Here is a 22,618-nt window from a genome sequence, read left to right as displayed (position 1 = left end):
GGCTGTTGCGGGCTTGTAACGGACAATGCCGCCCGCAATCGATATTTCATCGGGGGCGGGCGGGCAAGAATCAGGATATGACCTTGATGCCCGCGCCAGTGCACAATAAATGGAGCGGGAATGAAAGGCTAAATCATGTCCGACACCAATGAAACCGGCGTCCTTGAAGCGCGCGCCGCCCAGCTTCTCGATCTCGCGCTGAAGGCCGGGGCCGATCAGGCGGATGCCGTGGTGGTGCGGGGCCGGTCGCGCTCGGTCACGGTGCGGCTTGGCAAGGTCGAGGCGACGGAAGCCTCGGAGAGCGATGATTTCTCGCTGCGCGTTTTCGTCGGCCGCCGCGTCGCCAGCGTTTCGGCCAATCCGGGCTTCGACCTGAAGCTGCTTGCCGAACGGGCCGTGGCCATGGCCAAGGCTTCGCCGGAAGATCCGTTTGCGAGCCTTGCCGATGGCGACCGTCTGGCCAAATCCTATCCGGACCTCGATCTGTTCGATCCGGCGGAGGTCTCCACGGAGGAACTGACTGCGGCGGCGCTTGAGGCGGAGGCGGCGGCGCTTGCCGTCGATGGCGTCACCAATTCCAGCGGTGCCGGCGCATCTGCCGGCATGGGCGGCCTGGTCCTGGTGACCTCGCATGGCTTTTCCGGCGCCTATATGGGCACGCGGTTCGGCCGCTCCGTCAGCGCCATTGCCGGCGACGGCACCAAGATGGAACGCGACTATGATTTCGACAGCCGCCTCTATCTCGCCGATCTGAAGCCCGCCGAGGAGATCGGCCGCATGGCGGGCGAGCGGGCCGTCGCCCGGCTCGGCCCGCGCCAGATGCCGACCCGCAAGAATGTCACCGTCGTTTTCGATCCGCGCATGGCCCGCGGCTTTGCCGGCCATATCGCCGGCGCCATCAACGGCGCCTCGGTTGCCCGCAAGACCAGCTTTCTGCGCGACATGATGGGCAAGCCCGTGATGAAACAGAGGATTACCGTCACCGACGATCCGCTGGTGGTGCGCGGCGCCTCCTCGCGTCCCTTCGATGGCGAAGGCGTCACCGGGCAGAAACTGTCGATGATCGAGGATGGCGTGCTCAAGCACTGGTTCCTGTCGACCTCAACCGGCCTTGAACTCGGGCTGGAAACCAATGGGCGTGGCGTGCGCAGCGGCCCCGCCGTCTCGCCCGCATCTACGAATTTCGCACTCGAGCCCGGCACCATGTCCCGCGAGGACCTGATCCGCAGTGTTGGTACGGGCTTCTATGTCACCGAGTTGATCGGCCAGGGTGTCAACATGCTGACCGGCGAATATAGCCGTGGCGCGTCGGGGTTCTGGATCGAGAACGGTGAACTGGCCTTCCCGGTTTCCGAGGTCACCATCGCCTCGAACCTCAGGCAGATGTTCATGAACCTGACCCTTGCCGACGACATCGACCGCAAGTTCGGCGTCGCCGCGCCGACGCTCGCCATCGAGGGCATGACGCTCGCAGGCAGCTGAACGCCCTTGGATGGAAGATCCTCAATGCGGCATTCGCCGCGGGAAATGGAAAGACCGAAATGAACGCCGCCCCGCACGCGCCGCAGCAATGGTCCAGCGATCTGGAACTGATCACGGATGCTGCCCGGGCGGCGGGTGAAAAGGCGCTCACCTATTTCGGCAAGGACCCCTCGGTCCAGTGGAAGAACGAAGGACGCTCGCCGGTCAGCGAGGCGGATTTCGCCGCCAACGATATTCTCAAGGAAAAGCTGCTGGCGGCCCGGCCCAATTATGGCTGGTTGTCGGAGGAAACCGATGACGACGAGGCAAGGCTCGGCTGCGACACGGTCTTCGTGGTCGACCCGATCGACGGGACGCGCGCCTTCATCGCGGGCAAGGATGTCTGGTGCGTCAGCGTCGCCGTCGTGCATCTGGGGCGTCCGGTCGCGGGCGTCCTCTATGCGCCGGCGCTCGACGAATTGTTCCAGGCGACAGAGACGGGTCCCGCCCTGAAGAACGATGCGCCGATCACTGTCGGGCCGGCTGCCGATCCGGTCCTGCGCATCGCTCTTGCGGAGGATACGGTCCGGCTTCTCGAACAGGGATACAGGGTCGGCATCACGCGCGTTGCCCATGTGCCCTCGCTTGCCTATCGCATCGCCATGGTCGCCGATGGCCGGATCGACGGCACGGTGGTCAAGAAGAATTCCCACGACTGGGATCTGGCCGCCGCAGACCTGATCCTGGAAAGGGCCGGTGGGGCGCTTTTCGATCTTGCCGGGCAGCCTCTTTCCTATAATCGCCCCAATGTCAGCCATACGGTCCTGTGTGCTGCCGCAATGCCGGCGCTGCCGGCCCTGATTGCCGCGTCACAGGGGCTGGAGGCGCTGGAGAGGCATTGACCTTTCCAGCCGGATGCCGCAAACCAAACGAAAATACGTGAAGAAAACGGGAAAGTCTGATGGCTGAGAATTCGGAAAAGAAACAGCGCCTGCACCTCGTCTTCGGCGGCGAATTGACGACGCTGACCGGCGTGCAGTTCCGCGACCTCGAAAAGCTCGATATCGTCGGTATCTACCCCGATTACGACACGGCCCTGACGGCATGGAAATCCAAGGCGCAACTGACCGTGGACAATGCGCATATGCGCTATTTCATCGTCCATATGCACCGGCTTCTCGAGCCGGAACAGGCCTGATGCGGATGCTGCCAGCAAAGGCGCAAGGCATGATCGTGGACTTTGCCATGCACGGCGCCGGCGGACGGGCCTTAGTCCGTGCCGGTGAGGACGTCCCGTCATGAACCGCAAGATTGCCCGCCTGGTCCTGTCTAGCTATCGCTGGATCGGCACCGCGATCTATCCTCTGGTCTGGGCCTATCTCGCCGCCCGCGCCGCCAAGGGCAAGGAAGATCCTGCCCGCCGCCAGGAGCGCTACGGCCATGCCAGCGCCCCGAGGCCCCAAGGCCCACTGATCTGGTTTCACGCGGCAAGCGTCGGCGAGACGACGGCCGTCATTCCGCTGATCAGGGAAGTTTCGCGTCGCGGCATAGCGATCGTGCTCACCACCGGCACGAAGACATCGGCGCACGTCGCCGCCGAGCGGCTGGGTTCCGACGTCATCCATCAATATGTGCCGCTCGATTTCAAGCCGGCCGTCAGCCGCTTCCTCGATTACTGGGAACCGGATCTGGCAATCATCGCGGAATCGGAAATCTGGCCGATGACGATGATGGAACTCGGGCAGCGCCATATTCCGCAGGTTCTGGTCAATGGACGCTTGTCGGATCGTACTTTCGGCCGCTGGAAGAAGCGCCCCTGGCTTGCCGATGCCCTGTTTGAAAACCTGGCGCTGGTGATTGCCCAGTCCGAGCTCGATGCCGACCGGTTCCGCGTTCTCGGTGCCTTGCCGGTCATGGTATCCGGCAATCTGAAGGTCGATACCGATGCGCCGCCCTATGACAAGGGCGCCTTGCGCCACTATCAACAGCAGATCGGCGACCGCAAGACCTGGGCGGCGATCTCCACCTTCGAGGGCGAGGAAAATGCCGCCGGCATCGTCCACCGCGCCCTGAGGGAGCGCACCGGGCTTCTCACCATCATCGTGCCGCGCCACCCCGAACGCTGCGACGCCATCGAGGCGATGCTGACCGCCAAGGGGCTGACTGTGGCAAGGCGCACCCGCAACGATCCCATCACCCCGCAGACGGACATTTTCCTCGGCGATACGATCGGCGAAATGGGGCTCTATCTCAGGATGACCGAAGTGGCCTTTGTCGGCCGCTCGCTGTTCGGCGAGGGCGGGCAGAACCCGCTGGAGCCGGCCATGCTCGGCTGCGCGATCCTGTCGGGCGGCAATGTCCAGAATTTCCGCGATACCTACCAGATGCTGGCCAAGAACGGCAGCGCCAAGATCATCCGCGATGTCGAGATGCTGGCCAAGGGCGTCAACTATCTTCTCATCAACGACGAGGTTCGTCGCAAGATGATCGATGCCGGCCTTGAAACCGTGCATGAAATGCGTGGTGCATTGTCGGCGACGGTGAGGGGGCTGGAGCCCTATATCAACCCGCTGACGGTGAAGGCGCGGCTGCAGCCGCGCGGTGAAAACTAAATTTTCCTTTCTCCGACGGGATGCCCGATGACGACCGATAGAACCATTGCCGGCATCCTGTTCGACAAGGACGGCACGCTGCTCGACTATGTGAAAAGCTGGGTGCCCGTGAACTACGAGGTCGCCACCATCGCCGCCAATGGCGATGCGGCACTGGCAAGACGCCTGCTTCTGGCCGGCGGCATGGACCCCGATACTGGGCATGTGACGCCCGACAGCCTGCTTGCCGCCGGAACCGCGGCGGAGATCGCCGCCGGCATGGTCGCGGCCGGTGCCCCCTATACGGTGGAGGCGCTGACTGAGAAGTTCGACGGGCTCTTTGCCAATTCGGCCGCCTATGCCGTGCCGGTCACCGACCTCGCAGCCTTCTTTGCGGACCTGCACGCCAAGGGCTACCGGCTCGGTGTTGCCTCCAGCGACAATGAGCGCTCGATCCGGGGAACCGCGAAGCGCTTCGGCTTCGACACCTACCTGCATTATGTCGCCGGCTATGATAGCGGTTTCGGCGTAAAGCCGCAGCCGGGCATGGTGCACGGCTTCTGCGCCGCGACGGGGCTTCAACCCCACCAGGTCGCGGTTGTCGGCGACAACAATCACGATCTCCATATGGGCCGCAATGCCGGCGCCGGATTGACCGTCGCGGTTTTGACCGGCACCGGCTCGCCGCAATCGCTGGCGGCCGCTTCCGATCATTGCCTCAACGATATTACCGAGCTTGAGGCGGTCCTGGTCTAAGAGCCGATGCTCACTGGAACAGCTGCATCAGCAGCGACGGCGAATTATTGGCGATATTGAGCGCCTGGACCGTCAGCTGCACCTGCGACTGGATGGCCTTGAGCTTGGTGGAAGCATCGCTCATATCCGCATCCACCAGCCGCCCCACGCCCTTTTCGATCGTCGCCGTCAATGTCCGATTATAGTCGGCCTGCATGTCGATGCGCATGCTGAGCGAGCCCAGCGTCGCCGCCCGGTCGGTCAGCGTCGCGTGGATGGTGTCGTAGCGGGTGAGCAGGAGGTCGGTGGCATAGTCGACCAGGTCGTCGGGCACTTCGCCCATATGTGAAGCGCTGAACATGTCGTCGGTATGGCCGCCATGATTGAACGCGACCTGCGTGCGGCCGTTGAAGGCCGGCAGCCAGGCCGAAGTCTTGGCGGGGTCCTCATGCGTCACGCCATTCGTCATGCCATCCGCCTGCGGATCGTCGACGAGGCCGCTTTGCGGACTGATCGAGCCATCCTCGTTCTTGTAGGAGGCCGGGCCGAAGATGTTGAGATTGCTGTCGCCATGGATGTTGATGATGCCGACCCTGCCCTTGGTATAGCTCGCAACGATACCGCCGAAGACCAGGCCCGCATCCGGCGGGCTCATCTCGATATAGTTCAGCGTCCGGCCATTGCCGTCGACATAGGATTTTTCCACATAATTGAGCTTGCCCGGCGCCAGCAGATTGCGGCCGTTGAAGGAGGCCGATTCCAAGGTCGACAGGAACTGCTTTTCCAACTCGTAGATTTCCGAGCTGACCTTGTAGCGGTCGATGCCGACATCCTTCATCATCAGCACCCGGGCCTTGATCTCGGAGCTTATGTCGATGAGGGTTTCGGACGCCTGGTAGGACACGTCGATCAGTGCCGCGCCGAGTTCCAGCGCGTCGATGACGGTGCTCGTCGCCTTGGCGGTGTTGCGCATGTCGGTGGCGATCGACCAATAGGCGGCATTGTCCGCCGCCTCCGATATCCGCATGCCGGTGGTGACGACGTTCTGTAACTTGTCGTGGGTGCTGTCATTATGGCGCAGGATCGCCAGGGCGGCGGTCGCCGCCGAATTGAAACTTGTGGTGATCATTGTCAAAACCGCTACAAAAAACAGGAAAACGGAAGTCGATAACGTAGTTAACCAGTTGTCGCCCAAAGCTGGTTAACACCCGGTATATCCGGCTGGCCGCATACCCGTAAAAATACGCCCGGTGCGATGCCGGCGAAAACATGCGGCCAGCCGGACTACCGTGCGAGGCTTGCAATTCCCGGCGATCTGCCGTTTTGTATCGCCGTTCGGAACATTTGTCTCAGGCTTAAAAAATTTGTTCCGGTCCTACGAAAAATACCGCGTCAAGCATGGTGAACCGAAAACCATGGGCGCGGAAGGCGGAAAGACTGATGGTATCTGAAGCACCACCGTTCTGGTGGACCAAGGCGGATTGGCGCGCCTATGGCCTCTGGCCTTTCTCCTGGGTTTACGGTCGTATTTCCGGCTCGCGCATGGATCACGCGCGGCGCGCCTCGGTTCCGGTTCCGGTCATCTGCGTCGGCAATTTCACCGTCGGCGGCGCCGGCAAGACGCCGACGGCGATCGCGCTCGCCCGCGCCGCTCGGAAGAAGGGGCTGAATCCGGGCTTTCTCAGCCGGGGCTATGGTGGCTCGCTCGATGTGACGACTGTCGTCGATGCCGGCCATCACCGCGCCCGCGATGTCGGCGACGAACCGCTGCTGCTTGCCCGCGAAGGCATGGCCGTGGTCTGCCGCAAACGCATTGAAGGTGCCCGCCGGCTGGTTGCCGAGGGCGCCGACATCATCATCATGGATGACGGGTTCCAGAGCGCCCGGCTGGTCTTCGATTTCTCGCTTTTGGTGATCGACAGCCGGCGCGGTATCGGCAATGGCTTCATGATCCCGTCCGGCCCGGTCCGGGCGCCGATCGGCCAACAACTGCGCCACGCCTCGGCGCTGCTGAAAATCGGCAATGGCGACCGCGCCGATGTGCTGGTTCGCCGGGCGGCGCGGGCCGGCAAGCCGATCCACGCGGCCGATATCGTGCATCTGGACGATGGCGGCCTGAAGGATGTGCCGGTGCTTGCCTGGGCGGGTATCGCCGATCCGGAGAAGTTCTTCCGCACCGTTCGTGAGACAGGCGCGGTCCTTGCCGAAACCCGCAGCTTTCCGGACCATCACCATTTCTCGACCGATGAGATCGCCGACCTCCTCGATCTCGCCGCCGCGAAGGGCTACCGAATGGTGACCACGGCCAAGGATATGGTACGGCTGGAGCCGGGCCATGGCCGGGCAGGGGAACTGATGGAGAAAAGCCGGATCATCGCCGTGGATGTGCGCTTCGACGATCCTGCGGTGCCAGCCAAGATCATCGACGCCGCCGTCAATGCCGCCCGGATGCGCAGCCTGCGGAAAGACCGGGCCTGAACTGGCCTACGATGTCTGGCCGGGTAGAGCCCCGGCACGCTTTTCCGCTTCATAGGAAGCGGCGGCGTCGGCATAGGCTTCCTGCCGCGCCACGCTCCAGTAGCGCAATTCGTCCACCGGGATGACGGCGCCAGTGACCGCGCAGATGACGTGGGATCCGGGCAGCACGATCTGGAAATCGCCATCGAGATAGCGGATCTTGGCCTGCCTGTCGCCACTGCCTTCAAACCGGTTCATCACCCTTCGACCTCGCATGTCGTTGTCCGTTTTCAATGATAGGCCGGCCGGCACCCGCCTTCACCGGTGCGCGATCTCTCGTCGCCTTGTTTGCTCTAGCTCGCCATGGCCCATATTTCCAGCGCAATTGACGCGAACGGCTCAACTGCGGCCGAACAGTTTCTCGATATCCGACAGTTTCAGCTCGATATAGGTCGGTCGGCCGTGATTGCATTGGCCCGAGCCCGGCGTCGCCTCCATCTGGCGCAGCAGCGCGTTCATCTCTTCCGGCCGAAGCCTGCGGCCGGAGCGCACCGAGCCGTGGCAGGCCATGGTCGCCGCCAGATAGTCCAGCCGGTTTGCGAGGCCGTTCGCCGTGTCCCATTCGGCAAGCTCGTCGGCCAGTTGGCGCACCAGCCCCACAGCGTCCATTTCGCCGAGCATCGCCGGTGTCTCCCGAATGGCGACGGCGCCGGGGCCGAAACGCTCGATCCCAAGTCCCAGCCGCGAAAATTCGTCCACATGGCTGATCAGCCGGTCGCAATCCTCCTCGGGAAGATCGACGATTTCGGGAATGAGCAGCGCCTGTGCCGGAATCGGCCGCGCATTCAATGCCTTGCGCAATGCCTCGAACACCAGCCGTTCGTGTGCCGCATGCTGATCGACGATGACGAGGCCGTCCTCGGTCTGGGCGACGATATAGTTTTCGTGCAACTGCGCCCGCGCCGCGCCAAGCGGATGCGGTTGATCGGCCGGTTCCGCAAATGCCGTTTCGGGTTCGGGCACGGACATCCGCGCCGATGGCATGGTGAGGCCGGAAAGGCCTGCCTGCGGCGTCTCGCCAAATCCGGTCGGCACGGAGCCGAAATCCATCGGCCGGTAGGGCGATGTCGCGGCACTCCATGTGCCGTTGTGGCGCTGCGGTTCCGGGCGAAAGGCCCGCATCAGACCGCCGGCGCCGGTCGTCGAGGCCCGGTCGCCATCCTGTGCCAGGGCCTGGCGGATCGCGCCGATGATCAGTCCGCGCACCATGCCCGGATCGCGAAAACGGACATCCGATTTGGCCGGATGCACATTGACGTCGACGATATCGGGATCGACATCGAGAAAGAGCGTCGCAACGGGATAGCGCCCCTGCGGAATGGTTTCGGCATAGGCGGCGCGCAGGGCCGACCAGATCAGCTTGTCCTGCACCGGGCGGCCGTTGACGTAGGCATATTGCTGCAGGGAATTGCCGCGGTTGAAGGTGGGCACGCCGGCAAATCCGGTCAGCCGCGCGCCCTCGCGCTCCGCATCGATCACAATGGCATTGTCGCGGAAATCGCGGCCGAGCACCTGCGCGATGCGGGCCAGCCGATCCTCGCCGGTGGAGGCAAATTCGAGCGTTGTCCGGTCCGAGCCGGAAAGCACGAAACGCACGCCGGGAAAGGCGATCGCCATCCGCCGCACCACCTCCGAGATGGCCGCTGCCTCGGCCCGCTCGGTCTTCATGAAGGCCAGCCGCGCCGGCGTGGCGAAGAACAGGTCGCGCACCTCCACCATCGTGCCCTGGTTCACCGCAGCAGGTTTTACGGGCTGCAGCTTGCCGCCGAAAACGCCGATCTCGGCGCCATGGCCGGCACCGGCCGGTCGGCTGGCAATGGTAAGCCGGGCCACCGAGCCGATCGACGGCAGGGCCTCGCCGCGAAAGCCGAGCGTCCTGATATCGAGGAGATTGTCGTCGAGCTTGGAGGTGCAATGGCGTTGCACCGCCAGTTCGAGCTCTTCCGACCCCATGCCGCAGCCATTGTCGCTGACGCGCAGCAGCGTCTTGCCGCCGCCTGCTGTCGCGATTTCGATCCGGGTGGCACCGGCGTCGAGCGCGTTTTCGATCAGTTCCTTGGCAGCGCTTGCCGGCCGTTCGATGACCTCGCCGGCGGCAATCTGGTTGATCAGGGTTTCGGAGAGCTGTTTGATGGGCATGGGCTATTGTCCCGGATTCGGGCCGTCGTGGAAAGGGTTCCCCGACCTCTATCCCCGGCTGTGTCGCAATGGGAATGCGCGACAGGATCGGGCCGAATTTAATCTCGCCTTAATACAAAGCTGCGATTTTCCCCATGAACCTGAATGAGCACGGGTTCGTCGATTTGGAGCCTGTGGCGATGCTGGCCGCCCAGGATTGAACCCCAGATAGGGCCATTGCGCCATCTGATCAGCATGTCCCCCCGGAAAAGAAGCCGCAAGCTTGTGTGAGGGCTATGCAATGAATGATGTAGCGTCATTTGGCGCGAACATCCAGAAAACCGTGCTCGAGGCGACATCCGACGCTCTCGGCCTGGCCATCCTTGTCTGCGACAAGAATGACGAGATCGTTTTTGCAAGCCGGCCCATCCTGCAATTCTATCCGATCCCCGCGCAATTTCTCGAGCCCGGGACGCGGCTGAGGGAATTTCTCGGCGCGATCTTCGATTCCGGCGTTCGCTCCGGCACGGCGCCCGAGACGAGCCACCGGCATTCCAACCGCGACGAGTGGATTTCAGAGCAGCTTTCCCACCATTGGCGCGAACGTTTCGAAATGGTGGAGCGCATCGGCCGTCACCGTTGGATCAGCGTGCGCAAGCGCCGCCTTTCGAACGGCCTCGGCATCGTCGCCATCAGCGATGTCTCCGAGCAGAAGAAGCGCGACGAGCAGATGCAGCTGGACGTGGAGCGCGTCGAGCTCACGGAGGGCATTCTCGATTGCCTGCCCAATCCGATCTGCGTCAAGGACCGCAGCCTCAATTACGTCGCCGTCAACAGGGCCTTCTGCACCCTGCACGGAATGACCGCCGATGCCATTCTCGGCCGCTCGGTCTGGGACCTGCTGGAGCCGGAACTGGCGGAAAAATTCGAGCGCTCCGACCGCGCCACGCTGGAGACCGGTGAGGTCCATTGCCTGCCGGAACAGATCGTCAAGGCGGACGGCGAGGATCTCTGGGTCGTCACCCGCAAATTCCGCGTCGGTACGCCCGGCAAATATCTGCTGGTCACCTGCATGAACGACGTGACCGACCTCGTCGTCGGTTATGACGGGAACGGCATTTTCTCCGGCCGGTCGCCGCTGGAAATCAAAGACTATGCAGCCTTTGTCCCGGCGCAGAACTGCTACGATCCTTTCCTCTCCATCGACATGCAGCATCTGGTCGAGGCAGGTGCGATCATCAAGCCGGCGGCGCCGGCCAATGGCCGGGTTCTGGTGCTGACATCCGCGCCCGCCCTGGAGCAAAGCCTGGTTCCCTTGCTGTGCCGCTGGGGCTTCGACGCCTGTGCGGTTCGGAACCGAACCGAACTCACAGCCTTTGCCGACCTTTGCGCGGGGTGCGATATCCGCATCGACGCACTGGTGGTGGACGGAACGGGCGCCGATGCCTTGGGCGTCATTGCGCAATGGAAGAACTCGCCGTCTCTGCTTCTCGCCAAGGACTGGAAGCCGGCCGATCTGCGGGGCAGTCTCACCGGGCTTTGCGAAAACGGCAGTGGCTCCGAGGTTCCGGCGGATTGGGAGATCGTCATTCCCGATGCGGAACCTCAGGGCCGGCCGCCGCCGGAAATCGAAGTCGTGGTCGCCGAGGACAACGAGATCAACCAGATCGTCTTTTCGCAGATCCTCGAAGGACTTGGGATTTCCTACCGCATCGCCGCAAACGGCGAGGAAGCCGTGCGGTTCTGGCAGGAATATCGGCCGAACCTCGTGCTGATGGATGTTTCCATGCCGGTCATGAACGGCTTCGATGCGGCGCGCGTCATCCGCGCGGCCGAAAAATCGGCAGAGTTCCAGACCCCGATCGTCGCCGTCACGGCGCAGGCTCTCGATATCGATATCGAACGGGCGCTTGCGGCCGGCATGAACGACCATATCACCAAGCCGATCAGCCCGGACATGATCGAGGCCGTCTACCGGAAATTCGTGCCCCTGGCAGCCGAGCGTCGGGTCGGTTGAACGGGCGCGCTACGCTTCGTGCCGGATGTGGCAGAGGCGAACGATTGTTCAAAATCTCTGTCAACCCCCAGTATTAGGGAGAGCATCGCGAATCTGAGGGAGGCTTTGCTGTAGAAATCTTAACTCTCGATGCGCATCGTCCGTTTATGATAAAATTCTGAAATCCAGTCCCGGGAATGCGTTGATGACCTCTGCTGAACCCTTGTCTCAGCACCTCAGCCGGAACGATCTGCATGCGATGGCCTATACCGATCCCTTGACGGGATTAGGTAATTCATATCGCCTGCGTGACAAGGTCCGGGAGATCGCCGCCGAGCGCGCCAGCGATCCGGCGCCGTTTACCATCGGCCTTGCCAATCTGGATGGATTCAAGCCGATCAACGATCTCTTCGGTCCGCATGCCGGAGATGAAATTCTCTGCCAGGTCGCCAACCGGCTGGTTGCCTGCATGCCGGACGGAGCAACGGTGATCCGGGCCGGCGGCGATGAATTCGCCTTCGTGCTGCCACTGGTGTTCGAGCGCAAGGGCGCCGAGAAGGTCGGCAATATGCTGAAGGAGGTGCTGTCGGCGCCCTTCGATCTCGGCGAGCGCAATGTCCGGCTTTCGGCCTCCTTCGGCTTTGCCGTCTACCCTTTTGCCGGCGAGGAATTCGAGGATCTCCTGAAGAGCGCCGATACCGCGCTCTATCGCTCGAAGCGTCGCGGGCGCGGCCAGATCACCGTCTATTCGCAGGAAATCGCCCAGGAGATGAAACGCTCGACCCAGCTCGAGCAGGCGCTGCGCAATGCCATCATCGCCGATGAAGTCGATGTGCATTTCCAGCCGATCGTCAATCTGAAGACGGATATGGTGGTCGGCTTCGAGGCTTTGGCGCGCTGGTGCGACCCGGATCTCGGTTACGTCTCGCCCGCCGTCTTCGTGCCGCTCGCCGAAGAGCGCGGCTTTATCGATTCCCTGTCGGAGACGCTCTTGCGCAAGGCGGCCGAGACCGCGCTTCTCTGGCCGAAGGAGCTTTTCCTCTCCTTCAATCTGTCCTCGGCGCAGCTGACCGATCCCTCCACGAGCGCCAACGTGCTGTCGATCATCCGGCGCGCCGGTCTCGATCCCCGGCGGCTAGAGCTGGAAATCACCGAGACCGCCGTCATGACCGACGCCGATGTCGCCCACAAGATCGTCACCGATCTGCGGGCTGCCGGCGTGCGCATTTCGCTCGACGATTTCGGCACGGGCCAGTCGAGCCTCGGCCGCCTGCGCGATTTTTCCTTCGACAAGGTCAAGATCGATCGCGCCTTCGTCTCGCGCATTTCCGCCGACCGCGCCTCCGAGCATATCATCAAGGCGATCATCACCATGTGCGACGGTCTCAACCTCGAAGTCGTTGCCGAGGGGATCGAGGATTTTTCGGAGGCCCTGAAACTCAAAGGTCTCGGCTGCGGCATGGGCCAGGGCTATTTCTACGGAAAGCCCGCCGATTCGGTGACGACGCTGCGCTATCTCGCTGAAAAATATCAGGACCCGGCAGCGGCGTCTGCGACCGACTGAGCCGCCGACGCGGCTCTCTCGTCGCGCTCGCTCCGGCCTTCGGCGAGCAGCCAGTCGCGCACCCGGCGCGCCTGCTGGTTGAGCTCGCGCGAACGCGGCCAGACGACGTAGAAGGCGAGATCCGTGGCCAGCACATGATGGCCGACCGGAACCAGCGCGCCTGATTTCACCTGCCGTTCGATTAGATGCTGCCAGCCAAGTGCGATGCCTTCCCCGGCCAGCACCGCCTGCAGCACCAGTACATAATCATTGATCGCCAGCCGGCGCGACCGGGCCGGATAGGTAAGCCCGGCGCTTGCGAACCATTCCGGCCAGTCGCAAGCCTGGCGAACCGGCTCCTCCAGATGGATCAGCCGGTGCCCGAGCAGGTCCGACGGGGTCTGGGGCATGCCATGCGCCTCGATGAAGGCGGGCGAGGCGACGGCGGTGATCACCTCCGGCGCCAGAAGGGCGGCATGGTAGCGCGGCCAGTTCGCCGGGTTGCCGCCCCGCACCCCGAGCGGGATCGGCTCCTCGTCGAGATCGAGATCGCGCACGCTCGTCTGGATGCGAAGATCGATATCCGGCAGATCCTCGCGCAGCCGGTTGAGCCTCGGCAACATCCACATGGAGGCGAAGGCTGTCGAGGCGGCCAGGGTGACATTGGTCTCGCGGCGCTTGGCCCGGATGTCCTCGGCCGACTTCTGGATACGCGCAAGGCCAAGCGACACGTCGGCATGGAATTTCTCCCCCGCTTCCGTCAGTTGCACGGCCCGGTGGACGCGGTGAAACAGCGGCACGCCGAGCTGTTCCTCCAATCCGCGGATGGCATAGGAGACGGCGGCCTGCGACATGGCCAGCTCATGGGCGGCGCGGGTGAAATTCTGGTGGCGCCCGGCCGCTTCAAAGACGATCAGGCTGGAGGCGGAGGGCAGCAGACGGCGCAGGGTTTCCATAAGCTGAGTTTATAGGATATCTCGAATCTTTCCAGCGTTACAGCGTGGATTTTCGCAGCTAGCCTTCCGTGAAGAAATGGGAGGCGGCGGATGGAAACCTTGATGGCGGCAGAGGCTCAACCGGCAAGACGGTCGAGGGGCGGGCGCCCAGCGCGCCGCGACGGTGCGGAAAAAATTGCCGGCGTTCCCTATATCGCCCGCAACATCCCGACCTACGACATCCTGGGCGAGGAAAGCCTGCAGAAGATCGAGCGGGTGGCGGATCGCATCCTTTCGGAGGTGGGTATCGAATTTCGCGACGATCCGGCCTCGCTTGAGCACTGGAAGCGAGCCGGCGCAAAGGTCGATGGCGATCTGGTGCGGTTCGAGCCCGGCATGCTCGAGGAGATCGTCTCGACAGCGCCGGCACAGTTTACCCAGCATGCGCGCAATCCCGCCCATAATGTCGAGATCGGCGGCAGGAACGTCGTCTTCTCCCCTGCCTATGGCTCGCCCTTCGTCATGGATCTCGACAAGGGCCGCCGTTACGGCACGCTGGAGGACTTCCGCAATTTCATCAAGCTCGCCCAGTCGAGCCCCTGGCTGCACCATTCCGGCGGCACGATCTGCGAGCCGGTGGACGTGCCGGTCAACAAGCGCCATCTCGACATGGTCTATAGCCATATCAAATATTCGGACCGCGCCTTCATGGGCTCGATCACGGCGGAAGACCGGGCGGAAGATTCCATCGACATGGCCCGGATCGTCTTCGGCCGTGATTTCGTCGATCGCAACTGCGTCATCCTCGGCAATGTCAACGTCAATTCGCCGCTCGTCTGGGACGGCACGATGACGAAATCGCTGCGCGCCTATGCCCGCGCCAACCAGGCGGCGGTCATCGTGCCCTTCATCCTCGGCGGCGCCATGGGGCCGGTCACCAATGCCGGCGCGATTGCCCAGTCCTATGCCGAAACGCTGGCCGGCTGCGCGCTGACGCAGTTGGAGCGCAAGGGCGCGCCGGTGATCTTCGGCAACTTCCTCTCGTCCATGTCGCTGCGATCGGGCTCGCCCACCTTCGGCACGCCGGAGCCGGCGATCGGCTCGATGGTGATCGGCCAGCTTGCCCGCCGCAGGAAATTGCCGCTGCGCTGCGCCGGCAATTTCTCCAATTCGAAACTGCCCGACGCGCAGGCCATGCAGGAGGGCGTCATGTCGATGCTCTCGGCGGTGCATTGCGGCGCAAACTTCATCCTCCATTCAGCCGGTTTCCTGGACGGCTTGCTCGCCATGTCCTACGAGAAATTCGTGATGGACACGGATTTCTGCGGTGCGCTGCATTCCTATCTCGCCGGCGTCGTGGTGGACGACAATACGCTTGCCATGGATGCTTTCCTGCAGGTCGGCCCCGGCAGCCATTTCCTCGGTTGCGATCATACGATGCGCAACTACCAGACGGCCTTCTGGGACTCGGCGCTTTCCGACAACGAGCCCTTCGAGAAATGGAGCGAGGAGGGCGGATCGACCGACATGGCGGCGCGCGCCAACCGGCGCTGGAAGAAGACACTTGCCGAATATGAGGCGCCGCCCCTGGACGAGGCGATCGACGAGGCTCTCGGCGATTACATGGCGAGACGCAAGAATGAGATGACTGACGCCTGGTACTGATCCTGTTGCGTTCAGGTCCGTATCTGGCCAATAAGCCGGCCACGAAAAACGGCGGCGCTTGCGCGCCGCCGTTCATCAGGACCGAATGATCCCTGTTAGTTGTTGGTCGCTGGCGCGGCCGGCTGGACGGCCGGATCGCTACCGGTTGCCGGGGCAGTTGCCGGGTCGGCAGGAGCCATGCCCGTCGATGACGTGGTGGACGTATCCACCGGCGTATTGGCGTTCTGCTCAGCCACCTGCTGCGACTTGGTCTTGAATTCCGGAGCAGCCTTCAGCGTGTCGGCGGTCTCTGCCGTCGTCAGCTTCAGGTCGTCGGAGTCCGGGACTTCGGCAACGGTGATGGTGTCAAGCGGAACGGCAACGTTCTTTTCGCCGATGCCGAGGAAGCCGCCGACGCCGATGACGGCAGCTTCGACAGAGCCGTCCTTGGTAAAGATCACGTCGTTGATCTCACCGATGCTTTCATCGGCGGCGTTATAGACCGACTGGCCGATATAGGTGCTGGCGGCGATCTGGTCCTGGCCCTGTTCGGTCAGATAGTTGGAACCACCGGCGGGCGCTGCTTCAGCGGCCTGATCCATAGGCTTCTGGGTGGCGTCGGCCGGCTGCTCGCCAGCCATCGGCTGGGTTTCCATGGTCTGCGGCTGTGCGGCCGGCTGGGTGGCGTCCTGAGCAAAGCCGAGCGGTGCGAATGCGGTTACGCCTGCAAAAAGTGCGCCTGCGGCGACGGAAGCTACGAGTTTCTTGGTCATTTTCAAACCTTCCTTTTCGTTCTCTTTGTCGATCAGGGCGCGGGGTCGAGGGGTCCGCCGCACCGGTGATGCCAACAAAACGTCAAAGATGGTCAGTGGTTCCGTAAAAAAATAACAGGGAAGTGAAGGAACTTTTCCGCATATCCAATCCCGCAACCGTATCCGGCTGAACCGTAAGCTGCCGTGATTGCAATCAGAAGGAAGAAACCGGGTGCTGCGCCCGGTTTCCTTTCCAGCAGTTCAGTGGCTTTCGCGCAGCACTTCGCTGCCGCTTGCGCCCACCAGGAAGTCGAGATCGGCTCCCTTGTCGGCCTGCAGCACCGTATCGTGATAGAGCTTGTAATAGCCGCGCGTCCATTTCTGCTCCGGCGGCTGCCAGGCGGCCATACGAGCGGAAAACTCCTCTTCGCCGATCAGCAGCGAAAGTTCGCCCTTCATCGCATCGAGGCGGATGCGGTCGCCGGTCCTGACGATCGCCAGCGGCCCGCCGGCATTGGCCTCCGGGCTCACATGCAGGACGACGGTGCCGAAAGCGGTGCCGGACATGCGGGCGTCGGAAATGCGCACCATGTCGCGCACGCCCTGTTCGACCAGGCGGCGCGGAATCGGCATGTTGCCGACTTCCGCCATGCCCGGATAACCCTTCGGCCCGCAGCCCTTGAGGACGAGGATCGTGTCCTTCGTCACTGGCAGGTTCGGATCGTCGATCTTCTCGCGCAATTCCTCGATGGTCTCGAAGACGAAGGCAGGGCCTTCATGGGCAAGCAGATGTTCGCTCGCCGCCGACGGCTTGATGACGGCGCCATTGGGAGCAAGATTGCCGCGAAGCACGCGGATGCCGGCGCGTTCGCGCAGCGGATTGTCGAGCGGGCGGATGACGTCGTCATTATAGACTTCGGCGTCGCGCCAATAGTCGGAGATCGGCCCGCCGAACACGGTGGGCGCATCGGCATGCAGGAGGTGCTGGATGCGGTTCATCACCGCCGGCAGACCGCCAGCATAGGCCAGATCCTCGATCAGATATTTGCCTGACGGCATGCAGTTGACGATGCAGGGCACCTGGCCGCCGACGCGGTCGAAATCGTCGAGCGTCAGATCGACGCCGGCGCGGCCGGCAATGGCGAGCAGATGCACCACCGCATTGGTCGATCCGCCGACGGCGGCATTGGCAATGATGCCGTTCTCAAAATTCTTTTTGGTCAGCAGCTTCGACAGTCGCAGGTCCTCGTGCACCATCTGGACGATGCGCTTGCCGGTCATGTGGGACAACGCCATGCGGCGGGCATCGACGGCAGGCAGCGCCGCATTGGTCGGCAGCGAAAGCCCCATGGCCTCCACCACGGAGGCCATCGTGGTCGCCGTGCCCATGGTCATGCAGACGCCGGGCGAACGCGACATGCCGCTTTCGGCCGCCATGAACTCCTGAAGGCTCATCTTGCCGGCGCGCACGTCTTCGGAGAATTTCCAGACATCGGTGCCCGAGCCGATATCCTTGCCCTTCCACTTGCCGTTCAGCATCGGACCGGAGGAGACGACGATGGTCGGCAGGTCGACGGAGGCCGCGCCCATCAACTGGCCGGGCGTGGTCTTGTCGCAGCCGCCGAGCAGCACGACGCCGTCGATGCCATAGGCGCGGATCGCTTCCTCGACATCCATGGCAAGCAGGTTGCGAAACAGCATCGCCGTCGGGCGCATCTGCGTTTCACCGAGCGAGGAGACCGGAAACTCCACCGGAAAGCCGCCGGCTTCCCAGACGCCGCGCTTGACGCCTTCGGCCAGGATGCGCAGATGGCTGTTGCAGGGGGTGAGTTCCGACCAGGTATTACAGATGCCGATGATCGGTCGACCGTCGAAGACATGATCGGGAAATCCCTGGTTCTTCATCCAGGAGCGGTGGATAAAACCATCCTTGTCGGTGCCGCCGTACCAGTGCCGGCTGCGCAGTTCTTTTTTCTTCTCGTCGCTCATCAGAGCACTCCCTCGGTCCGGCGATGCCCGCCTGGATCAATTGTATTACTTTTAATGGAAAGCTCTGTAAACCGCTGCGATGCGGGCGCTCAGAGTTTATAGGCGGGCTCGAAACGGCCCTTGACGGCGACACCCAGCTCGAAGGTCTTGCCGGCGTAAGGGTCGGCTGCCCGCGCCGCGTCATCCATATCTGCAAAGGCCGACGTCACCAAAAGCCGGTCGGCGCCGGCGCCGATGAAGGCGGGGCAAGTCGATTGGCTGGCCGGCACGGCATGACGCCTGATCCGCGTGCCATCCGGCGCATAGACATCGACGGTGCCTTCGCCCCAGCGGGCGTTCCAGACCAGCCCTTCGGCATCGCAGACCGCGCCATCGACATCGCCCGGATTGCCGCTCTGGTCGCTGAACAGGGTGGGCTCACCTGAAGGCAGGCCGGTCTGCGGATCGACGGCGACGCGCATGAACCGGTTGTTGGAGGAATCGACGAAATAGGCGGTGCCTCCGTCCGGAGAGAAACAGATGCCGTTGCCGATGGTGATATCGCCATAGAGCCTCGTCACCACGCCCTTGGCGACATGGTAGATGACGCCGGCATTCTTTTCGGCGCTTTTGCCCATCGTGCTCACCCAGAGGCTTCCCGAGGAATGAACGCGTCCGTCATTCGATCGATTGGCCGGGACGTTCTCGAGCGCAGCATAGGACGAAAGCGCGCCGGTCTGCGTATCGCGGATGAATAGTCCCTGGTCGGAGGCGAGCAATTGCCGCTGCGGGTCTATCACGGCAAGAACGCTGCCCATGAAGGGCAGGGGATGCACCTGCTTGCGGCCGCTCTCCAGATGCAGTTCGTGCAGCTCGCGGCCCTTGATGTTGAACCACCAGGCGGTGCCGGTGGCCGGATCGAAGGTCGGGCCTTCGCCCAGTTCGAGGGCTGTGTCGCAAAGGATTTTCCCGGAAAAGGCGATCGTCTCCGTCATGCCGCTGCTCCATAGACCGCGTCATAGGCTGCGATCGTCGCCCGTGCGCGCGCGCCGACCTCGCTGGCATCCATGCCGGCTTTGTAGAGGCTGGAGCCGAGGCCGAAGCTTTTCACCCCGATCCTGGCATAATCGGTGAAATCCGCCTCCGAGACGCCGCCGACCGCGGCGATCACGAGATCGGGCGGCAGGATAGCGCGGATAGCCGAGATGCCGGACGGACCGAGCACGCTGGCGGGAAAGAATTTGAGCCCGGTCGCCCCGGCTGCGGCAGCGGCCAGCGCTTCCGTCGGGGTGAAGACGCCCGGCATGGTCACCATGCCGCGAGCGGCGGCCAGCGAAATCACCGCCGGATCGACATTCGGGCTGACCATCAGCCTGCCGCCGACGCCTTCCAGCCGCTCGACCTGCTCGGTGGTCAAGACCGTGCCGGCACCGATCAGGCAGCCGGCGGGGGCCATCTTCACGGCCATCTCGATCGAGCGAAAGGGATCTGGCGAATTCAGCGGAATTTCGATGGCCGTGAACCCGGCCTCGATCAGCGTGCCGACGACGGCCTGCGTTTCCTCAGGCTTGAGGCCGCGCAGGATGGCGATCAGCGGATGTTTCATCGGCGGGAAGGGGATACGTTTCATGATTTTTTCCTTGTTCGAGCGGGCCAGCTTCAGGCAGGCCAGAGGGCGCGCGCGGCCGCTGCAAGTCCCAGCCGCACGGCGTCGTCGGCATCGATGGTGACGGATGGGAGTTCGGCGGCAGAGAGGGCCGATTGATAAAGGGCTGCAAGCGGGCCCGAGGCGACAAGGCAGATATTGCTGCCGGCCTTCGCCAGGCCGTGGGCGCCGCCGATTTCGAGCCCGATCAATATGCCGGAAAGCCTCGCCTTGGCCTGTGTCGCGGCCAGCCCATGCAACAATTGCCCGGCGCGGATCGAAAACAGCAGGTTGGTGGCCAGCGCTGGGTTGCGGACGGCGGCCGCCACGGCGCTTGCAAAAGCCGGGTCGCTGCCGTCGAAGGCGCCGCCGTTGGCAAGTGTATGGCTGAGAATGGAGTGGCGGGAGATGACCTCGAACAGTTCCCCGGTCATGAAGGTGGAAAACCCCTCGACCACGCCGCCGGTGACACGCACCCACTTGCTGTGCGTGCCGGGCATGCAGACGAGATGGCTGCCGCCTTCAAGCGAAGAAAGCGCGCCGAGCAACTGCGTTTCTTCGCCGCGCATCACGTCGGCGGCGGCCTCGTCGCGCTGCGCAAGCCCGGGCAGGATGCGGATATCGCGGTTGTCGTCGGCCACCGTGACCGCCGCCCCGACAATGGCGGCAAGCGGTGCAGGCGTATCGAGATAGCCGGCCTCGACCCAGCCCTGCCGTGCGCCGGCCATGCCACAAATGACCACCGGCAGGTGCGGCGCCGCCGATACCGCCCGCAGGTGGGATTCCAGGATGGCCGAAAACCCGGCTGTCGCGGCGGTCGTCATGCCCTCGCCGCTGCGGCGCTCAGCAAGGATCGCGCCATTCTCGCCGATGATCCACAGGCGGAAGCTGGAGGTTCCCCAGTCCACCGCCGCATAGGCTGCCGTCGTCATCAAAACACACCTCCGTCGATAATCATGGCCTGCGCCGTCATGCGCGCCGAGCAGTCGGAGGCAAGATAGAGGCAAGGGCCTACCATGTCTTCCGCGACCAGCATGTGCTTCAGGCATTGTTTCGCCATCATGGCCTCGATCGCGGCGTCGTTTATCCAGAGCTTCCGCTGCCGCTCGGTCACCACCATCCCGGGCAATATGGCATTGACGCGAATATTGTCTGGCCCGAGCTTTCCGGCAAGCGATTTGGTGAGACCGATAATCCCGGCCTTGGCGGCGGCATAGGCGGGGATGTCGCCCATATTCAGCATAAAGGCGATCGAGGAAAAGTTGACGATCGACCCGCCGCCGGCGCGGCGCATATGGGGAGCGGCCGCCTGGCTTGCGAAGAACACGTGCCGTAGATTGACCGCCTGGCTCTCGTCCCAGCTTGTGCCGGTGACCTCCTCAAGCGCCTGCCGGTCGTCGCGCGCGGCATTGTTGACCAGGATGTCGAGCGAACCAAGCGCCTCGGCAGCGCCATTGACGGCAGATGTCAGCGCCTCCAGGTCGCGCAGGTCGGCGGCGATGAAGACCGGCCTGTGTTCGCTACTGGATGAAAGGCGCTCGACGAGCGCCCGGCTCTCGGCTTCGGCAATGTCGATGAAGGCGACTCGCGCGCCCTGGCGGGCAAAGCCCTCGACCAACGCCGCGCCGATGCCGGAGCCGCCGCCGGTAATCAGGACGCCGCGCCCCTCAAGGTCGTGAAATCGGGCTTTGGGCAATACCATCTGCGTCTTTTTCCCCGCGATCATCAAAGGCCTTGCATCCACGGCCTGCATATTCCATTATCTGGAATGCAATTTTATTATGCGGAATAATCGCGCCACGGAAGACGACTTGTCAAGACGCGGACACGCAGGACGGGGGCATCATGCAAGGCGAGACGAGCGCCGGTTCGCCGGCGAAGACCGGGCAGGGTAGCACGGGAACACTCGGCAAGGTGCTGGCGGTACTGGAAACGGTGGTGAGCGCCGACAGGCCGCTCCGCTTCAGCGATATCCTTGTCCTATCGGACCAGCCGCGCGGCACGCTGCATCGCCAGCTTTCCCACCTGGTCGAGGAGGGGATGCTGACCCAGGATCGTGAACTGCGCTATGAGCCCGGCCTGCGGCTTTTGAAGTTCGCCCATCGCTCGTGGTCGAAGAACCGGTTCCGGGCCGTTGCCCAGCCGCATTTGCGCCGCCTGCACGAGGAAACCGGAGAGACCGTGCATCTCGGCGTCCTCAACGGTACGGAAATCATCTATGTCGACAAGGTCGAGAGCCGGCAGACCGTGCGGATGGAATCGCAGATCGGCAACGCCTCGCCGGTCTATTGTACCGGCCTCGGCAAGGCGGCGCTCTGTGCCCTGCCGCCGGCAAGGCTTGCCGAGGTGCTCGCCGCGCTGGTTTTTCATCGCTTTACCGAAAACACCCATCTCTCCGTCGCTTCGCTCGGCTCCGATCTCGATGCGGCGCGCGGGCGCGGCTATGCATTCGATCGGGAGGAGCATGAGGCGGAAATCCGCTGCGTCGCGGCGCCCATTCATGATGCCGGCTTCGATCTCGTCGCCGCCGTTTCGGTCACCGGGCCGGCCTACCGGGTTACGATGGAACAACTGGAAATCTGGGCTGCGCCGGTGCGCCGGACGGCGGTGGCCATCAGCGAGGATGTCGATATCCGGCTTGGCCCCGGCGGCAGGTTTTCGTGATGGCGCGCCGCAGGTTAGTCAATTCGACTGGACGTCCGGAAAACAGGAC

At 63.3% G+C, this 22,618-nt stretch carries 20 protein-coding genes; 10 read left to right on the top strand and 10 right to left on the bottom strand.

What is annotated here, in order from left to right; all coding sequences use genetic code 11:
• Positions 1-135 precede the first annotated feature (135 nt).
• From ASD31_RS10870 to ASD31_RS10850, 5 genes are all read left to right on the top strand, one after another.
• Entirely contained in the window at positions 136-1,482 is a 1,347-nt protein-coding gene (locus ASD31_RS10870; protein ID WP_056332777.1) for a TldD/PmbA family protein, read from the top strand.
• Positions 1,483-1,541: 59 nt separating this feature from the next.
• On the top strand, positions 1,542-2,363 hold the full coding sequence (locus ASD31_RS10865) for a 3'(2'),5'-bisphosphate nucleotidase CysQ (protein ID WP_056332774.1): 822 nt from the start codon (positions 1,542-1,544) through the stop codon (positions 2,361-2,363).
• Positions 2,364-2,422: 59 nt separating this feature from the next.
• On the top strand, positions 2,423-2,659 hold the full coding sequence (locus ASD31_RS10860) for a DUF4170 domain-containing protein (protein WP_056332771.1): 237 nt from the start codon (positions 2,423-2,425) through the stop codon (positions 2,657-2,659).
• A gap of 100 nt (positions 2,660-2,759) precedes the next feature.
• Positions 2,760-4,073, top strand: a complete 1,314-nt coding sequence (gene waaA / locus ASD31_RS10855; RefSeq protein ID WP_056332768.1) for a lipid IV(A) 3-deoxy-D-manno-octulosonic acid transferase — start codon at positions 2,760-2,762, stop codon at positions 4,071-4,073.
• A 27-nt stretch (positions 4,074-4,100) separates the two neighbouring features.
• Positions 4,101-4,808: an HAD family hydrolase gene (locus ASD31_RS10850; protein WP_056332765.1), complete on the top strand. Its 708-nt coding sequence runs from the start codon at positions 4,101-4,103 to the stop codon at positions 4,806-4,808.
• 10 nt (positions 4,809-4,818) lie between these two features.
• On the opposite strand, the gene ASD31_RS10845 is transcribed toward ASD31_RS10850, so the two are convergent.
• Positions 4,819-5,916 carry a flagellin gene (locus ASD31_RS10845; protein WP_056332762.1) on the bottom strand — a complete coding sequence of 366 codons (1,098 nt, stop codon included), beginning with the start codon at positions 5,914-5,916 and terminating at the stop codon, positions 4,819-4,821.
• A gap of 311 nt (positions 5,917-6,227) precedes the next feature.
• Between ASD31_RS10845 and lpxK the strand changes: the two genes are divergently transcribed.
• Positions 6,228-7,265 carry a tetraacyldisaccharide 4'-kinase gene (lpxK, locus tag ASD31_RS10840; protein ID WP_056332759.1) on the top strand — a complete coding sequence of 346 codons (1,038 nt, stop codon included), beginning with the start codon at positions 6,228-6,230 and terminating at the stop codon, positions 7,263-7,265.
• 6 nt (positions 7,266-7,271) lie between these two features.
• On the opposite strand, the gene ASD31_RS10835 is transcribed toward lpxK, so the two are convergent.
• Positions 7,272-7,505: a DUF2093 domain-containing protein gene (locus ASD31_RS10835; protein WP_056332757.1), complete on the bottom strand. Its 234-nt coding sequence runs from the start codon at positions 7,503-7,505 to the stop codon at positions 7,272-7,274.
• A gap of 138 nt (positions 7,506-7,643) precedes the next feature.
• Positions 7,644-9,443 (bottom strand): DNA mismatch repair endonuclease MutL, encoded by a 1,800-nt coding sequence (gene mutL, locus ASD31_RS10830; RefSeq protein ID WP_056332754.1) that lies wholly within the window; start codon positions 9,441-9,443, stop codon positions 7,644-7,646.
• Positions 9,444-9,723: 280 nt separating this feature from the next.
• Between mutL and ASD31_RS10825 the strand changes: the two genes are divergently transcribed.
• Both ASD31_RS10825 and ASD31_RS10820 read left to right on the top strand, forming a co-directional pair.
• Positions 9,724-11,439, top strand: coding sequence for a response regulator (locus ASD31_RS10825; RefSeq protein ID WP_056332751.1), 1,716 nt, complete (start codon positions 9,724-9,726; stop codon positions 11,437-11,439).
• Between the two features lie 184 nt (positions 11,440-11,623).
• Positions 11,624-12,982: a putative bifunctional diguanylate cyclase/phosphodiesterase gene (locus tag ASD31_RS10820; protein ID WP_056332748.1), complete on the top strand. Its 1,359-nt coding sequence runs from the start codon at positions 11,624-11,626 to the stop codon at positions 12,980-12,982.
• Here ASD31_RS10820 and ASD31_RS10815 read toward each other — a convergent pair.
• On the bottom strand, positions 12,949-13,917 hold the full coding sequence (locus ASD31_RS10815; protein ID WP_056332746.1) for a LysR substrate-binding domain-containing protein: 969 nt from the start codon (positions 13,915-13,917) through the stop codon (positions 12,949-12,951). The genes ASD31_RS10820 and ASD31_RS10815 overlap by 34 nt on opposite strands.
• A 90-nt stretch (positions 13,918-14,007) precedes the next feature.
• Here ASD31_RS10815 and ASD31_RS10810 point away from each other — a divergent pair, with 90 nt between their 5' ends.
• Positions 14,008-15,561: a trimethylamine methyltransferase family protein gene (locus ASD31_RS10810; protein WP_056332743.1), complete on the top strand. Its 1,554-nt coding sequence runs from the start codon at positions 14,008-14,010 to the stop codon at positions 15,559-15,561.
• 95 nt (positions 15,562-15,656) lie between these two features.
• On the opposite strand, the gene ASD31_RS10805 is transcribed toward ASD31_RS10810, so the two are convergent.
• The 6 genes from ASD31_RS10805 to ASD31_RS10780 all read right to left on the bottom strand — a co-directional run bounded on the left by ASD31_RS10805 (position 15,657) and on the right by ASD31_RS10780 (position 21,607).
• Complete coding sequence (locus tag ASD31_RS10805; RefSeq protein WP_056332740.1) at positions 15,657-16,313, bottom strand: PRC-barrel domain-containing protein; 657 nt, start codon at positions 16,311-16,313, stop codon at positions 15,657-15,659.
• 240 nt (positions 16,314-16,553) lie between these two features.
• On the bottom strand, positions 16,554-18,281 hold the full coding sequence (locus ASD31_RS10800) for an IlvD/Edd family dehydratase (protein ID WP_056332737.1): 1,728 nt from the start codon (positions 18,279-18,281) through the stop codon (positions 16,554-16,556).
• A gap of 89 nt (positions 18,282-18,370) precedes the next feature.
• A complete protein-coding gene (locus ASD31_RS10795) occupies positions 18,371-19,255 on the bottom strand; it encodes an SMP-30/gluconolactonase/LRE family protein (RefSeq protein ID WP_056332734.1) in 885 nt (294 codons plus the stop codon).
• Positions 19,252-19,890, bottom strand: a complete 639-nt coding sequence (locus ASD31_RS10790) for a 2-dehydro-3-deoxy-6-phosphogalactonate aldolase (protein ID WP_056332732.1) — start codon at positions 19,888-19,890, stop codon at positions 19,252-19,254. The genes ASD31_RS10795 and ASD31_RS10790 overlap by 4 nt, the downstream gene beginning before the upstream one ends.
• Before the next feature lie 29 nt (positions 19,891-19,919).
• Positions 19,920-20,837: a 2-dehydro-3-deoxygalactonokinase gene (locus ASD31_RS10785; RefSeq protein WP_056332729.1), complete on the bottom strand. Its 918-nt coding sequence runs from the start codon at positions 20,835-20,837 to the stop codon at positions 19,920-19,922.
• Positions 20,837-21,607: an SDR family NAD(P)-dependent oxidoreductase gene (locus tag ASD31_RS10780; protein ID WP_056333231.1), complete on the bottom strand. Its 771-nt coding sequence runs from the start codon at positions 21,605-21,607 to the stop codon at positions 20,837-20,839. Before ASD31_RS10780 ends, ASD31_RS10785 begins: the two co-directional genes overlap by 1 nt.
• 143 nt (positions 21,608-21,750) lie before the next feature.
• Here ASD31_RS10780 and ASD31_RS10775 point away from each other — a divergent pair, with 143 nt between their 5' ends.
• Positions 21,751-22,569, top strand: a complete 819-nt coding sequence (locus ASD31_RS10775; RefSeq protein ID WP_056332726.1) for an IclR family transcriptional regulator — start codon at positions 21,751-21,753, stop codon at positions 22,567-22,569.
• Positions 22,570-22,618: the final 49 nt, after the last annotated feature.

This window comes from Rhizobium sp. Root482, assembly GCF_001426565.1.
Taxonomy (GTDB): domain Bacteria; phylum Pseudomonadota; class Alphaproteobacteria; order Rhizobiales; family Rhizobiaceae; genus Pararhizobium.
This window is presented reverse-complemented; position numbering and strand designations above follow the sequence as displayed.

Excerpts from the sequence above, each read along its gene's own strand:
- ASD31_RS10805 (WP_056332740.1), bottom strand. The coding sequence starts at position 16,313 with ATGACCAAGAAACTCGTAGCTTCCGTCGCCGCAGGCGCACTTTTTGCA.
- ASD31_RS10795 (WP_056332734.1), bottom strand. The coding sequence starts at position 19,255 with ATGACGGAGACGATCGCCTTTTCCGGGAAAATCCTTTGCGACACAGCC.
- ASD31_RS10850 (WP_056332765.1), top strand. The coding sequence starts at position 4,101 with ATGACGACCGATAGAACCATTGCCGGCATCCTGTTCGACAAGGACGGC.
- mutL (WP_056332754.1), bottom strand. The coding sequence starts at position 9,443 with ATGCCCATCAAACAGCTCTCCGAAACCCTGATCAACCAGATTGCCGCC.
- ASD31_RS10820 (WP_056332748.1), top strand. The coding sequence starts at position 11,624 with ATGACCTCTGCTGAACCCTTGTCTCAGCACCTCAGCCGGAACGATCTG.
- ASD31_RS10825 (WP_056332751.1), top strand. The coding sequence starts at position 9,724 with ATGAATGATGTAGCGTCATTTGGCGCGAACATCCAGAAAACCGTGCTC.
- ASD31_RS10780 (WP_056333231.1), bottom strand. The coding sequence starts at position 21,607 with ATGGTATTGCCCAAAGCCCGATTTCACGACCTTGAGGGGCGCGGCGTC.
- ASD31_RS10845 (WP_056332762.1), bottom strand. The coding sequence starts at position 5,916 with ATGATCACCACAAGTTTCAATTCGGCGGCGACCGCCGCCCTGGCGATC.
- ASD31_RS10815 (WP_056332746.1), bottom strand. The coding sequence starts at position 13,917 with ATGGAAACCCTGCGCCGTCTGCTGCCCTCCGCCTCCAGCCTGATCGTC.
- waaA (WP_056332768.1), top strand. The coding sequence starts at position 2,760 with ATGAACCGCAAGATTGCCCGCCTGGTCCTGTCTAGCTATCGCTGGATC.
- lpxK (WP_056332759.1), top strand. The coding sequence starts at position 6,228 with ATGGTATCTGAAGCACCACCGTTCTGGTGGACCAAGGCGGATTGGCGC.
- ASD31_RS10790 (WP_056332732.1), bottom strand. The coding sequence starts at position 19,890 with ATGAAACGTATCCCCTTCCCGCCGATGAAACATCCGCTGATCGCCATC.
- ASD31_RS10870 (WP_056332777.1), top strand. The coding sequence starts at position 136 with ATGTCCGACACCAATGAAACCGGCGTCCTTGAAGCGCGCGCCGCCCAG.
- ASD31_RS10810 (WP_056332743.1), top strand. The coding sequence starts at position 14,008 with ATGGAAACCTTGATGGCGGCAGAGGCTCAACCGGCAAGACGGTCGAGG.
- ASD31_RS10865 (WP_056332774.1), top strand. The coding sequence starts at position 1,542 with ATGAACGCCGCCCCGCACGCGCCGCAGCAATGGTCCAGCGATCTGGAA.
- ASD31_RS10800 (WP_056332737.1), bottom strand. The coding sequence starts at position 18,281 with ATGAGCGACGAGAAGAAAAAAGAACTGCGCAGCCGGCACTGGTACGGC.
- ASD31_RS10860 (WP_056332771.1), top strand. The coding sequence starts at position 2,423 with ATGGCTGAGAATTCGGAAAAGAAACAGCGCCTGCACCTCGTCTTCGGC.
- ASD31_RS10785 (WP_056332729.1), bottom strand. The coding sequence starts at position 20,837 with ATGACGACGGCAGCCTATGCGGCGGTGGACTGGGGAACCTCCAGCTTC.
- ASD31_RS10775 (WP_056332726.1), top strand. The coding sequence starts at position 21,751 with ATGCAAGGCGAGACGAGCGCCGGTTCGCCGGCGAAGACCGGGCAGGGT.